The organism is Flavobacterium frigoris PS1, from assembly GCF_000252125.1.
GTDB classification, from domain to species: domain Bacteria; phylum Bacteroidota; class Bacteroidia; order Flavobacteriales; family Flavobacteriaceae; genus Flavobacterium; species Flavobacterium frigoris_A.
Genome location: NZ_AHKF01000016.1, coordinates 147,400 through 161,208 on the forward strand (window position 1 = coordinate 147,400; position 13,809 = coordinate 161,208).

General features: G+C 36.0%; 10 protein-coding genes. 4 read left to right on the top strand and 6 right to left on the bottom strand.

Annotation, left to right across the window (positions count from 1 at the left end):
* Positions 1–62 precede the first annotated feature (62 nt).
* Positions 63–1,040, bottom strand: a complete 978-nt coding sequence (locus HJ01_RS07580) for a M23 family metallopeptidase (RefSeq protein ID WP_007137764.1) — start codon at positions 1,038–1,040, stop codon at positions 63–65.
* A 328-nt stretch (positions 1,041–1,368) separates the two neighbouring features.
* Here HJ01_RS07580 and alaS point away from each other — a divergent pair, with 328 nt between their 5' ends.
* From alaS to HJ01_RS07600, 4 genes are all read left to right on the top strand, one after another.
* A complete protein-coding gene (gene alaS, locus HJ01_RS07585) occupies positions 1,369–4,005 on the top strand; it encodes an alanine--tRNA ligase (protein ID WP_007137765.1) in 2,637 nt (878 codons plus the stop codon).
* 184 nt (positions 4,006–4,189) lie between these two features.
* Positions 4,190–4,969, top strand: a complete 780-nt coding sequence (locus tag HJ01_RS07590) for a hypothetical protein (RefSeq protein ID WP_007137767.1) — start codon at positions 4,190–4,192, stop codon at positions 4,967–4,969.
* A 31-nt stretch (positions 4,970–5,000) separates the two neighbouring features.
* The gene (locus HJ01_RS07595; protein WP_007137768.1) at positions 5,001–5,951 is read left to right on the top strand and encodes a GSCFA domain-containing protein; all 951 of its coding nucleotides are present in this window, start codon (positions 5,001–5,003) and stop codon (positions 5,949–5,951) included.
* Between the two features lie 2 nt (positions 5,952–5,953).
* Positions 5,954–6,574 (top strand): DUF4230 domain-containing protein, encoded by a 621-nt coding sequence (locus HJ01_RS07600; RefSeq protein ID WP_007137769.1) that lies wholly within the window; start codon positions 5,954–5,956, stop codon positions 6,572–6,574.
* Between the two features lie 67 nt (positions 6,575–6,641).
* Here HJ01_RS07600 and HJ01_RS07605 read toward each other — a convergent pair whose 3' ends face one another.
* The 5 genes from HJ01_RS07605 to HJ01_RS07625 form a co-directional block, all read right to left on the bottom strand.
* Positions 6,642–8,321, bottom strand: coding sequence for an AMP-binding protein (locus tag HJ01_RS07605; protein WP_007137770.1), 1,680 nt, complete (start codon positions 8,319–8,321; stop codon positions 6,642–6,644).
* Positions 8,318–9,091 carry an alpha/beta fold hydrolase gene (locus tag HJ01_RS07610; protein ID WP_007137771.1) on the bottom strand — a complete coding sequence of 258 codons (774 nt, stop codon included), beginning with the start codon at positions 9,089–9,091 and terminating at the stop codon, positions 8,318–8,320. Before HJ01_RS07610 ends, HJ01_RS07605 begins: the two co-directional genes overlap by 4 nt.
* A gap of 326 nt (positions 9,092–9,417) precedes the next feature.
* Positions 9,418–11,175 (bottom strand): aromatic amino acid hydroxylase, encoded by a 1,758-nt coding sequence (locus HJ01_RS07615; protein ID WP_040473781.1) that lies wholly within the window; start codon positions 11,173–11,175, stop codon positions 9,418–9,420.
* 849 nt (positions 11,176–12,024) lie between these two features.
* On the bottom strand, positions 12,025–12,576 hold the full coding sequence (locus tag HJ01_RS07620) for a ferritin (RefSeq protein ID WP_007137773.1): 552 nt from the start codon (positions 12,574–12,576) through the stop codon (positions 12,025–12,027).
* A gap of 25 nt (positions 12,577–12,601) precedes the next feature.
* Positions 12,602–13,273, bottom strand: a complete 672-nt coding sequence (locus tag HJ01_RS07625; protein WP_007137774.1) for a flavodoxin reductase — start codon at positions 13,271–13,273, stop codon at positions 12,602–12,604.
* Positions 13,274–13,809 lie beyond the last annotated feature (536 nt).

Consider the following 13,809-nt stretch of genomic DNA (forward strand, 5'->3'; position numbering starts at 1 on the left):
ATAATTTTTTCTGAACATTATTGTCAAAGTTTTTTAGGACTGATTACTGAACACTTTTTTTATTAATCTAATGACTGATTCTCTTGGTTTGCTAATTTTGATATGGCAACATATTCCACTGCCGAAATATTTCCGTAATAAAAATTCAGCGGATTCACTACTCTCTTGTCTTTATGAACTTCGTAATGCAAATGTGGACCTTCTGATCTTCCGGTGCTGCCCACGAAACCTATTATGTCTCCGCGCTTCACTCGCTGTCCTGCTTTGCAGTTGTATTTACTTAAATGTGCGTATAATGTCTCGTATCCATAACCATGCCTAATGACCACATGGTTACCAAATCCCGAAGCATTACTGTTCGCTTCTACTACAGTTCCATCGCCAGTAGCAAAAATGGGAGTCCCTATTTTTGCCGTAAAGTCCATTCCCTCATGCATCTTACGTGCCTTGGTAAATGGGTCTGTTCGATATCCAAAACCAGAAGCCATCCTTTTCAAGTTTTCGTTCCTGACAGGTTGAATGGCAGGAATGGCAGCCAATAATTTATTTTTCTCTTTGGCTAATTTTAAAATATAGTCCAACGATTTTGATTGTATTGCTAATTCTTTAGTAAGAACGTCTACCTTTTTTGTTGTGTTTAATACCAGTTGTGTATTGTCATAACCTTCTAAAATTTCATATCGATTTGCATCTGCAAATCCTGATTTTCTTTCTTCTTCAGGTATTTCAGAGGTGTTAAAATAGGTACGGTATAAGTTATTGTCACGGTCTTCAATTGCCGCGATTACATTGTCAACCTGATCCATTCTCTTATTCAGAATGTCATAGTTCAATTTCAAATTCTCGATTTCGCGAATCAGTAGCCTGTCTTTTGGGGTATCAAAATAAGGAGTGTTCAATAAAATAACAAAACTCAAAAATCCAAACAAGGCAGAAGCCACTAAAAACAAGATCGCTATACCAAATTTCTTCCTTTTTTTTGTTTTTATTTTTCTATACGCTAGATTTTCCGAATCGTAATAATATTTTACTTTCGCCATATTTTAAAATACCCTATTTTTGCACTTTATAAAGTGTTAGTTGAACAAATTTAATAAATGTTTCATTTGTTCTACACTTTTTTCAATAATAAATAAAATAATGTGCCTATTCCAGCTATTCGTTGCAAGTTCTCGATTAGCAATCTTTTTTTTCTAATGATTCTGCAGGAGCTTCCTTTGGTCGCTCTGCTGCCTCAAGAAAAAAAATAGATTTCTAATTCTCGAAGCTTTCCACTACTATCTGGGGCAAAAGAAGTTAAAAGATTCAAAATTCAAAGATTGAAATAATCTTTAAACTTTTGAATCTTTAAATATTTAAATAAAAACAATGAATTCAAAAGACGTACGTAAACAATTTCTAGATTTTTTTCAAAGCAAAGGCCACTTAATTGTTCCTTCGGCTCCCATAGTTCTTAAAGACGATCCCACTTTGATGTTCAACAACTCAGGGATGGCGCAGTTTAAAGAATATTTTCTTGGGAATGCCACACCAAAAAGTACTAGAATCGCCGATACTCAAAAATGTCTTCGTGTTTCAGGAAAGCATAATGATCTAGAGGATGTAGGTTTTGATACCTATCATCATACTATGTTTGAGATGCTGGGGAACTGGTCTTTTGGTGATTATTTCAAAGAAGAAGCCTTGCCTTGGGCTTGGGAATTTTTGACTGAAGTTTTAAAATTAGATAAAGACCGTTTATACGTTTCAGTTTTTGAAGGAAACGAAGCAGAAAATGTACCTTTTGATCAACAAGCTTTTGATATTTGGAAACAGTTTGTTCCCGAAGATCGCATAATCCTTGGGAACAAAAAAGATAATTTTTGGGAAATGGGAGATCAAGGGCCATGCGGACCATGTTCTGAAATTCATATTGATTTACGTACTGATGAAGAAAGAGCTGCTGTAACTGGAAGAAGTTTAGTAAATGCGGATCATCCACAAGTAGTAGAAATATGGAACAATGTATTTATGGAATTCAACCGTAAAGCCGATGGTTCATTAGAGAAATTACCTGCGCAACACGTAGATACCGGAATGGGATTTGAGCGTTTGTGTATGGCAATGCAAAATGTTACTTCAAACTACGATACTGATGTTTTTACACCACTTATCGAAAAAGTGGAACAAATCACAGGATTAAAATATACTTCAAATGAGGTAAAAGATATAAGCGAAGAGCAAAACAAAACGAATATTGCTATTCGTGTAATTGTAGATCACATTCGTGCTGTAGCCTTCGCTATCGCCGATGGGCAATTGCCTTCAAATACTGGAGCAGGATACGTAATTCGCCGTATTTTGCGTCGTGCAATACGTTACGGATTTACATTTTTGAATATCAAAGAAGCTTTTATCTATCAATTAGTGGAAGTTTTAGCAGACCAAATGGGCGAATTTTTCCCAGAAATCAAGTCGCAACAAAACTTAGTAACTAATGTGATTCGTGAGGAAGAAGCTTCTTTCTTGAGAACATTAGACCAAGGATTGCAATTGTTAGAAAATGTTATTGCAGAGACAAAAGGGAATGAAGTTGCAGGTGCTAAAGCATTTGAATTGTATGATACTTTTGGTTTTCCAAAGGATTTAACAGCCTTGATTTTAAGAGAAAGAGGATTAGAGCTAGATGAAGCAGGTTTTGATGTTGCAATGCAGGAACAAAAAGCGCGTTCCCGTGCTGCTTCTGAAATTTCAACTGAAGACTGGAGCGTTTTAATCCCGGGGAATGTAGAAACATTTGTAGGTTACGATCAAACGGAATCAGAAGCAAAAATTACCCGTATCCGTAAAGTGGACTCTAAAAAAGACGGTGTTTTATACCAAATCGTTTTAGATAACAGTCCGTTTTATCCGGAAGGAGGAGGTCAGATAGGAGATAAAGGAACTTTAGTTTCGGCAAATGAGACGATCCAAATTATAGATACTAAAAAAGAGAATAATCTTATTTTACATTTCACAAAGCAATTGCCAGAGAATGTAAATGCGAGTTTTATTGCAAAAGTAAATACCGATTTAAGAGCAGCAACTGCTAAGAATCACTCCGCTACGCATTTAATGCATTTGGCATTGCGTACCGTTTTAGGAACGCACGTAGAGCAAAAAGGATCATTGGTAAATCCAAAAAATCTACGTTTTGATTTTTCTCACTTTGCAAAAGTGACAGATGAAGAATTGCAACAAGTAGAAGACTTTGTAAATGCAAGAATTCAAGAGCAAATAGCGCTGATAGAAAGAAGAGATATTCCTTTCGCGCAAGCGGTAGAAGAAGGAGCAATGGCTTTGTTTGGAGAAAAATACGGAGATCATGTTCGTGCCATTAAGTTTGGCGAAAGTATGGAACTTTGTGGAGGAATTCACGTACAAAACACTGCTGATATTTGGTATTTCAAAATCGTTTCGGAAGGAGCAGTTGCGGCAGGAATTCGCCGTATTGAAGCAATTACTGGCGATGCTGTAAAAGGCTTTTTTGCTTCTCATGAAGAGCTATTAAGTGAAATTAAAACGGCGCTGAAAAACCCACAAGATTCACTAAAAGCGGTTATAGCACTTCAAGAGGATAATGCCAAATTGAAAAAACAGTTGGATGCTTTGTTAAAAGAGAAAGCGAAGAACATGAAAGGGGAGTTAGCAAAAGAATTGCAAGAAGTTAACGGAATTCAATTCCTGGCAAAACAAGTTGATTTGAACCCGGAAGGAGCAAAAGATTTGGCTTATGAATTGGGTAATTTAGGAAATAACTTGTTTCTTGTTTTGGCAACAGCAGAAGAAGGAAAACCAATGTTGAGCTGTTATATCTCAAAAGAATTAGTTGCTGACAGGAAACTGAATGCTGGACTAGTAGTTCGTGAATTAGGTAAGTTTATTCAGGGGGGAGGTGGAGGACAGCCGTTCTTTGCAACTGCCGGAGGTAAAAAAGTGGAAGGAATTGCAGAAGCTTTGGAAAAAGCGATTGAGTTCATCAAATAGAAAAAAACAAAAAAAGATTAATTCTAGAGCACCTCTAAGAGCGAGTCATACCGCACTTATAGGTGATTTTTTATTCAATTATTTTAAAGAGACAAATCATTAATTTAGATTTTGTACATTTGTTTTCTTGAATAGTATCTATGTTGTTATTTTTCAATACAATATGGTTTTTAATAGTCTCTAAATGAAAAAAACATTACATATATTTTTGATTGCCTCCGTATTTTTGGTGGTTTTGTGCTCTTGTTCCAAAGACAAGGATAATAACGTTAAATTTCTAAAGCAGCTGGTTGAAACTTCTGCTGATGGAACATCCACTACAACTGACTTTAGCTATAATGGAGATGAAATAAAAAGCATTGATGGTGTTAAGGAGCGTAGTGATTTTAGCTATATGGATGGACTTATAACTAAAATTACAATTTTAGACAAAGCAAATCAATCTACTAATACAATTGAATATAGTTATTTAAGAGGACAATTAGTAAGTGCTAAGTCTTCAAATAACAACATAATAAAATATACTGCTAATTCTGACAGTTCGATTGCCTATGAAAGATTTGACATAAATGCAGGGAATCAAGAAGTGAAAATTTATCACGGCACCTTGTATTTCGAAAAGAACAATATCATCAAAGACCAGAGAACAATTGATAATGCTCCTTCAGGCGTTATCTTAACTTATACTGCTAGTTTTGAATACGACGCTAAGAGTAATCCGTTTTATTCCATAATGGGTTATGAAAAGTTACTGGATCATAATGATATTATTTCTGCAAACAATAGTTTGATCAGTGTGGCGACTAATAGTTCTAGCAAAAATGACCAAATAACTTCTTCAGCTAATTTTTATAAGAGCACTTTCAAATACGATGAAGATGGCTATCCTACCGAAAGGATTTCAGAGGCTGTCATGCCTATTAATGGCAATTCTGAATATAAAAAATCAGAGTACTTCTATTAATAAATTGCTAAGTTTGCATAAATAACTGATCATGCAATTTAGAACTCTTATACCTATTCCTCAAAATAATCATCAAATAGATTACAATTCTACCATTGTGTCTTTGGGTTCTTGTTTTGCCGTAAATATGGCAGAGAAACTGGACTATTTTAAGTTTCAAAATAGTTGCAATCCGTTTGGGATTTTGTTTCATCCTTTTGCGATTGAGAAGCTAATCACTTTTGCTGTTTCTGCAAAGCGATTCACAGAAAATGACATTTTTTTTCATAACGAACGCTGGCATTGTTACGCTGTACATTCGGATTTAAGTAATTCAAGTAAAGAGGACTTAATAGCAAGCTTGAATAAAAAAATAGAATCGACTCAACTGCAATTAAAACAGGCTTCCCATGTTATTATCACTTATGGAACGGCCTGGGTGTATAGAAACATAGAAAGTGACGCTATTGTCGCTAATTGCCATAAAGTGCCGCAAAAGCAGTTTAAGAAAGAATTACTTTCAGTTGATGAAATTCAAGTATCTATTGTCAATACACTGAAATTAATTCATTCCGTAAATCGCAATTGCAATATTATTTTCACCGTTTCGCCGGTGCGTCATATCAAAGATGGTTTTGTAGAAAATCAATGGAGTAAGTCGAATCTAATAGCTGCGCTGCATCAAATTATCAATTGCCAATTATCAATTGCCAATTATTTTCCCAGTTATGAAATCATGATGGACGAGCTCCGGGATTATCGTTTCTATGGTGAAGATATGTTACACCCAAACCAAGTGGCAATCGATTATATCTGGAAGCGTTTTAAGGAAACTACAATTTCAGAAACTGCCTTTTCTACTATGGATGCCGTAGAGACGGTTCAAAAATCATTACAACACAGAGCTTTCAATCCAGACTCAGAAAGTCATAAAAAATTTGAAGCCAACCTCAAGCTTAAAATCACTAAATTGCTGGGGGAATATTCATTCATGAAATTTTAATTATGTTCAAGAGATTTATTGTGTTTATAGCATTGATTGCTACAGTCGTGCTATTGTTTAAATATTGTGAGTTTAAAAAAGGCGATGACTCTACGACTGTAGATGGCTCAGGTTTGATCCAGCAACAAATCCTAAATGTGGGGAAATTGGTGGTAACCGAAGGGCATTTTTCGGAGGTGATTACGTATAAGAATAAAGAAAAATACTTGATGGGAATTGTTTCTTTCGATAAAAAAGCATTGATTGTTGTTAATGCTGACGTTACTGTTGCGTATGATTTGCACAAAATGAAATACGATATCGATGACGTAAATAAAACAATCACAATAGTAAGTATTCCGAAAGAAGAAATAAAAATCAGTCCAGATATTAAGTTTTATGATGTAGAACAAAGTAAGTTAAATCCTTTTACAGGAGATGATTACAATAAAATAAACAAATCGGTTAAAGCGAATCTAGCTAAAAAAATCGATAAATCTACATTGAAATCTAATGCCCAAAACAGGTTGATTAGTGAATTGTCAAAGTTGTTAATTACTACCAGTAATCTAGGCTGGACCTTAAAATACGAAGGAAAAGTAATTGAAAGCGAAAAAGATTTTAATCAGCAGATAAAATTATAGCAGATTTCCAATTTGTTTTCAATAATAAGGGTTTGAATAGTAATAATCTGATTCAAACCCTTTTTTATTATTTTGACAGTCCTAATTCCTCCTTCATAGCTTCTCTCATTTCTACTTTACGAATTTTACCTGTAACAGTCATTGGGAATTCATGCACAAATTTCACGTAATATGGAATCGTATAGTGCGCTATTTTTCCACGACAATATTCTTTAACTTCTAGCTCAGTGAGTTTGTAATTGTCTTGCATCTGAATCCAAACGCAAACTTGCTCTCCCAGTTTTTCGTCTGGAATACCAAAAACAGAAACTTCTTTTATGTTTTCATGGGTGTACAAGAATTCTTCAATCACTTTTGGGTAAATGTTTTCTCCGCCACGTATAATCATATCTTTTATTCTTCCAACAATGTTGATGTAGCCTTCGTTATCCATAATGGCTAGATCGCCACTGTGCATCCAACCGGCAGAATCGATTGATTCTTTTGTTCTGACTGGGTCATTCCAATATCCCAGCATTACGCAATAGCCACGGGTGCATAATTCTCCCGTTTCCCCTATAGGAACTACTTGATGGGTTTCTGGATGGATGATTTTTATTTCGGTATGGGGTAATATTTTCCCCACGGTACTTACTCTTTTCTCAAACGATGTGTCGTGTCTTGTTTGTGTACTCAAGGGACTGGTTTCGGTCATCCCATAACCAATTCCCATTTCGGTCAAATTCATTTCTGATTGGACTTTTTTCATCAGTTCCGTAGGGCAAAGGGACCCAGCCATAATTCCTGTTCTCAAACTACTTAAATCATATTTTTTTCGGTTGGGATGATCTAATTCAGCAAAAAACATAGTTGGAACACCGTAAAGTGCTGTTGCTTTTTCTTCAGAAATAGCTTTAAGGGTGGTTTCTGCATCAAAAGTCTCGCTAGGATAAATCATAGTAGCGCCTTGACTAATGCAGCCTAAATTTCCTAAAACCATTCCAAAACAGTGATAGAGCGGTACTGGTATTACAATTTTATCTTTCTCTGTGATGCGTTGCGTTTTGGTTGCGAAATAACCGTTGTTTAATATGTTATGATGACTCAATGTAGCTCCTTTTGGACTTCCGGTCGTGCCACTAGTAAATTGAATGTTGATGGGATCGTCAAAAGAAAGCGTGCTTTGTCTTTTTTCTAGTTCGTGATAATCGATACGAATTCCCATATCAATAAATTCTTCCCACATCAATATTCCGTGTAGGTTGTTTTTGCTTAATGAGATTACCGATTTTAATAACGGAAATTCGTCGCAATCGAAAGTGGGGAGTAGGTTGTCTTTTAGTATTGGAATGAGTTCATACATCATTTCGCTGTAATCGATATGTTTGCTTTTGTCAGCGATTACGATTGATTTACAACCCGAATGGTTTAGTGCGTATTCCAGTTCGTAGGTCCTGTAACTGGGGTTGATATTGACTAAAATAGCACCTATTTTTGCAGTCGCTATTTGTACAATCAACCACTCAACACAATTGGGAGCGCAGATTCCCACGCGGTCCCCTTTTTTGATGTCGATTGACAAGAAAGCTTTGGCACATTGATTCACTCGAATTTCAAGCTGTTCATAAGTATAACGAATGTTTTGGTGTCTAGATACCACGGCCTCGTTTTTAGGGAATCGGCTTACGGTTTCTTCAAAAGCACCTCCAATGGTTAGGCCTAACAATGGTTCGTCACTTGTGCCGCTAGTATAACTGTATTTTTTCATGATTCTGAATTTAAAAAAGAGTGAATTGTTGCTGCAATAAGTGAGGGGTTTTCTTTATAAGGAAAATGCCCGCAATCATCAATTAGAACGACCTTGGCTTTTTTGCCTATTAGTTGTGCAATACTTTTGCAATGCGCGTTGGTCGCATATTCGTCTTGTTTGCCTTGAATGATAAGGCTTGGGCATTGAATTTTTAGTAACTCAGTTTCTATATTCCAATTCTTAAAATCAGCTGAAAGCCAGCAGTCTTGCCAATTCTGAAAAAGACTGCTTGTTTTGTCGTCGTGATATTTCTTTAATTGGCTAATGATTTTTTCTGAATTTTGAATTGTACGTTGAATACCTTCAGTAGTTTCCTCTTCTACTTTCGAATGGCCAGCAATACTAACGATAGCTTTGCAGTCTTGGTATTTTGCTGCATAGAGAAGCGCTATGCTTCCTCCATCGCTGGAGCCAATTAAAACAACGTTTTTAAGGTTTTGTGTCGCGATAATTTTTTTTAGAAAATCGGCTTCCGCTTCTAAATAGCCTTTAGACCATTTAGCAGTGGTTGCTGCTGATTTTCCATGACCCACTCGATCATACGTAAAACCGACTGAACCCATTTTCTGACATAGAGTAGAAGGGAAGTCTTTCCAACTTTCAGAACAGCCTAACGCATCATGCAGAAAAAGAAGTAGTGTATCGTTTGTGCTATTTGCGGGAGTTATGTAGCTGCAGGAAATTATTTTGCCTTCTATTTCAACCGTTATCATCTCGCTGCTGCACATATTTATTTTTCGTTTTGAGATTTAAATGTAGCGTTTTTTTACAGCATAGACGGACTAAAAAGATTTTTTTAGCACGTAATAATTCAAAAACAAACGAAATTACTTCTATGAATCTGCAATATAGTTTAAGGCTGTGCTTTTTAATGTATTTCACTTTTAGCTTGAAAAAATAAAAAACCGCGAATGCACGATTTTAAATCGGTGAATCAATGATCGAATTTTCATGCTTTTTTAAAAAAGAAAAAACCGCAAATTCGCTAATTAAATATTGCGAATCTGCGGTTAAATTTTGTATAATAATCACTTTGAATCAGTGGCTAAAAACTTTATACGTTTTCTTTCGTAAGAATCAAGTCCAAACCACCACTAATTAAATGCGCCACTTCAGGTCTTCTTTGTTTTAAATTTTCAAGATAAATCAGAACTTCTTCCAGTAGTTGTGGTTCGTTTCTGTCTATCAGTAGTTCTGCAATTTCTATGGACAATAACCAATCGTTCGCATGAGCTGCTTTTAGTTTACTAAGTACAGGAGCTAATGAAGTTTCGAGATCTTTCGTTTCTCTTATGGAGCGAATCGTATGGTATAATGATTCTAGGTCGTCACGTTCAGCAGAATGCTTTGCTTTGATGGTTGTACTAGATGGTAAATGCGTAATCAAGTCAAAACTATTCACATCAGCAGGGCCTGAAAAAGCCGAAACTAATTTTTTACCGACAGCCATATCATATACGCCCCATTCTGGTTGAAACAAAATCGTTTCACCGTGAGTTACTGTACAATTGTTCATGCGGATAAGGATGATTTCTCCCTGAAGGTTTCTGGAGCCCGTAATGATTTCCCCTTCAACAGTAATGTCGCCTTCAAATTCCAGTTTTACGGTATTGCCTTCCGTTATATTGTAGGCAGTTAAGTCTTTCGGACTCATATCTTCAATGGCAAGGTTGATGCCTTTCAGTTTTCCTATCGGGCTACCAAAACCTTCCGCATGAGTTAGTTTGCCGTGGCCAACCAATTCTTTTTCGCGAGAAGCTAAAGCTGTTTTTCCTGTAGTTTGTATATAAATAGGTTTGCCTTCATGTGAAATCACTTTGGTGAAAACACCTGAAACCTGTAAGCCAGTACTCAATTCAATAGTTCCTAAAGCATTAGATTCAATCAGTTTTTCTATTCCAGATAAACCACCAGTTCTGAGTGCCATTTTATTAGCAAACTCTTCTAAGACCAAACTTAAATGCGAAAAACTAGGCGTTACATAAAGCTGAGGTTGCAGTTTAGTAATGTCAAAATTCTGGTTTGCGGCTGATAGGTCATAAGGGATTTTCTTCACCTTGTCCGTCATACAATAAGCACTTTCGCCTATTGAGGATAACAAACCGGCACCATATATTTTTGGATTTTCAACAGTTCCTATTAAGCCATATTCAACAGTCCACCAGTGTAAATTTCTGATTTGCGCCATTTCAGATAATTCGCCCATATTATTCTGCAAGTCTTCCACCGCTTTTTCGGCAGCATCAATAGTAGCTTGTGGCGTGTCTTCCGCTTCTTTGACTATCGATAACAGTCTGATTGCTTCATACATTTGGTAATCCTTATCCGAAGAAATCGCTTTGCAGCCTATTTCTCCAAAACGGCGTAAATATTCCGCATATTCTGGGTTGGCAATAATAGGAGCATGACCAGCACCTTCATGAATAATGTCCGGAGCGGGTGTGTATTCAATGTGTTCTAGCTGACGAATATCCGAAGCAATAACCAGTACGTTATACGCCTGAAACTCCATAAATGCGTTAGGCGGAATAAATCCGTCCACAGCCACGGCAGCCCAACCAATATCCGTAAGGATACGGTTCATACCGTACATACTTGGTATGTTGTCTACTTCAATTCCCGTTTTCTTCAAGCCGTCTAAATAGGACTTGTGCGCCACTTTCGAAAGGTAATCCACATTTTTGCGCATCACATAACGCCATACGGCTTGATTGATAGGCGTGTAATCGCTATAATCCTGAGGCTTAATAAATTGCTTCAAGTGTTTTGGCAATCGGTCTAATAACGGATTAGTTTCAATAGTTGCATTCATGTCGAAAACGTTGTAGTTAAGATACAAAAGTACGAATTCTGGGAGCCATTTCCCGCTTTTCATTGCAAGTTTTTGCATCGCCGTTTGTTTTTCTAAAGTTTATAAAAGAGCTTCCTCTGGTCGCTTTTTATAAACAAGAAAAACTGAAACGGCTTTTACAAAAAGCTTTTCATTACAATCGGGGCTAGGGGAGTTGTATTTTGATTTGGGATTTGGTGATTCAAGAGATCATCTTATGTTTGCAGCAACTAAGAAAAAAAAGTATGCTATTTGAACCTCGTTGTAAACGCTACGATTGTGCTGTAAACAAAAATAGGCGCTCGTTACAAACGAGCGCCAGTAGGAATAGATAGCCCGCAAAGCCTTTAGTGAAAAGTGCTATTGATGTCACATATGACAACCATATTAGTATGCTTAAAGCACTTGTTACAATATTATCTCAAAGTCCTTTTAATATAAATGCAATTGGATCTGCATTCGATATAATCTTTCCTCCTAATATAGTGCATGAATAAGCCACTGTTAAGGAATAAATGCTTCTGGTAAATCATTTCGGCAATTTTAGCTCCTAAACCAAATATAAAAAAATGCTAGCGCCAATGATTGTGCCTACTACCATAGATATTACTTCAGTTAAACTAAGTTTCTTTTTTTTATTCTATTTTTTCATCCTGCGAACTCTTTCAGCAAATTCATCGAAGGACAAAAGGCAAAGTTAGCATTGTAGATTTTCAGTTTACATACAGTCTAATTTTGGTCGATTTGCTATGCCTGCCACTCTGCTTCCTACCACCATAATTTTCTTTGTGTATATTATTATGGTGGTCTAAAGTTATGTCACTTAAAAATTTAAGGGCTCTCAGTTGTTACATCCTGTGCGGCTGTCACTTCATCGGATGTTTTTTCCATATTTCTGTCAAATGAATATAAAACATCGCTACTCATTTTTTCGCCTCCTGCTATTTTAATTTTATCTAATAAGTTCATCGCGAGCGTTTCTTCTTCCACTTGTTCCTTAACAAACCATTGCATAAAATCCCAAGTTGCCCAATCTTCTTCTTCATGGCTCATCTTTACAATTTTGTAAACGGCTTTTGTATTATCCACTTCGTGCTCGAATATTTTTTCAAAACAGTTGTTTATATTTACCGGATTCTCTGAGGGAGCTGGAATAGCTGTTACTTCTACCTTGGCACCTCTTTTTAAAATATATTCTAATATTTTCATCATGTGGTTGCGCTCCTCTTGAGCATGTCTGAAAAGGAAATTAGCGATGCCGCCAAATCCCTGTCCGTCAGCCCAAGCAGCATAAGACAAATATATTTGCGAAGCATGTGCTTCTTTTGTTATTTGTGCGTTCAATGCGTCTGAAATCGTTTTTGAAAGTCTGTTTGTGTTCATTTTATTGTTTATTTAGTATGTTGTTTTAAAATGCCTCTTTGACAATTAAATTTTTATCTACGTGCAAATCGACTAATTGTTTTTCGATTGCTTCCATCATTGGCGGAGGCCCGCAGAGATAAAATAATTTATCTAATCCGCTGCAGTTTTCTTGGATGAAATCTTTAGTAATTTGTCCGTTTGCATAACCTTGCACTTTTTCATCAGATAAAATGTTGATGAAATTATCGCTTAGTAATTTTTTAAATTCATCTTCGAGTATGATATCATTCTTTTTTTTGTTTGCGAAGATGAGCTTGTTATTTCCTATTTCTTTTTTCGAGTCAAGGTGTCTGAAAATAGAGATAAACGGAGTGATTCCAGCGCCTCCAGCTATAAATACTCCTTCGCCTTTGTAGCTGATCGCGCCGAACACCTCATGTAAAATTAACTCATCGTTTTTTTTTAGATGGAGTAATTCGTTTGTCACACCTTTATGTGATGGATAAGTTTTAATAATAAATTCAAGATAGTTATCCTCAGGCAAGGAAGTGAAAGTAAAAGGATTCTTGTTATCGTTCCATCCATTTTTGTTTATGGAAATTTCTGTGGCTTGCCCTGGGCTGAAGGTATAATTTTTAGGTTTTTCAGTAACAATTTTCAATACATCATGAGTGACCTTCTCTATTGATTGTATTTTTACAATATGTTTTTGCATCGTATTTTTATTTTGATTATTGTTTTGCTAAATCACTTTCGGGAATTTTCTTCTTCAGGTGATATCTTCAGTTTTAATTTCTCTTGAAGCAAGTCGTTTTTGCAAAATGTCAAGAGGTGAATCTTTCTGCATGCGTTGACTGGGAATATTATAAGGGAGTGCGAGTATCTAAAAGAGAAATATTAGCCAAACAAACCAACATTTCAGGGGCATTCCCCAAAGTGACAACCAACGTAACCATAGATAGTTTATAAATCTATATTGTCAATCAATCTTCATAATATCACAAAGGTGGGCCGGTTTTGCAAAATAGGTGTTACATAATTGTTTAAATTAATTACATTATTCATACATTCTAAATGCTTTTTTTTGTCTATCGGTTCAAAATAAGGGGATTATATGCTGTAAACTGCTTTGCAAAAGCTACGATGGTGCTGTAAATTGAAATAGGTGCTCTTTTGCAAACGACCGCCAGTTGGAAAGTTTATCAGTTATTAAAACGTGCCACACGAAAGGATTCGTGCCTTTACTTTGTG

What these genes read in the sequence shown, in the direction of transcription:
- HJ01_RS07580 (WP_007137764.1), bottom strand. Translation starts at nt 1,040, where the DNA reads ATGGCGAAAGTAAAATATTATTACGATTCGGAAAATCTAGCGTATAGA.
- alaS (WP_007137765.1), top strand. Translation starts at nt 1,369, where the DNA reads ATGAATTCAAAAGACGTACGTAAACAATTTCTAGATTTTTTTCAAAGC.
- HJ01_RS07590 (WP_007137767.1), top strand. Translation starts at nt 4,190, where the DNA reads ATGAAAAAAACATTACATATATTTTTGATTGCCTCCGTATTTTTGGTG.
- HJ01_RS07595 (WP_007137768.1), top strand. Translation starts at nt 5,001, where the DNA reads ATGCAATTTAGAACTCTTATACCTATTCCTCAAAATAATCATCAAATA.
- HJ01_RS07600 (WP_007137769.1), top strand. Translation starts at nt 5,954, where the DNA reads ATGTTCAAGAGATTTATTGTGTTTATAGCATTGATTGCTACAGTCGTG.
- HJ01_RS07605 (WP_007137770.1), bottom strand. Translation starts at nt 8,321, where the DNA reads ATGAAAAAATACAGTTATACTAGCGGCACAAGTGACGAACCATTGTTA.
- HJ01_RS07610 (WP_007137771.1), bottom strand. Translation starts at nt 9,091, where the DNA reads ATGTGCAGCAGCGAGATGATAACGGTTGAAATAGAAGGCAAAATAATT.
- HJ01_RS07615 (WP_040473781.1), bottom strand. Translation starts at nt 11,175, where the DNA reads ATGAATGCAACTATTGAAACTAATCCGTTATTAGACCGATTGCCAAAA.
- HJ01_RS07620 (WP_007137773.1), bottom strand. Translation starts at nt 12,576, where the DNA reads ATGAACACAAACAGACTTTCAAAAACGATTTCAGACGCATTGAACGCA.
- HJ01_RS07625 (WP_007137774.1), bottom strand. Translation starts at nt 13,273, where the DNA reads ATGCAAAAACATATTGTAAAAATACAATCAATAGAGAAGGTCACTCAT.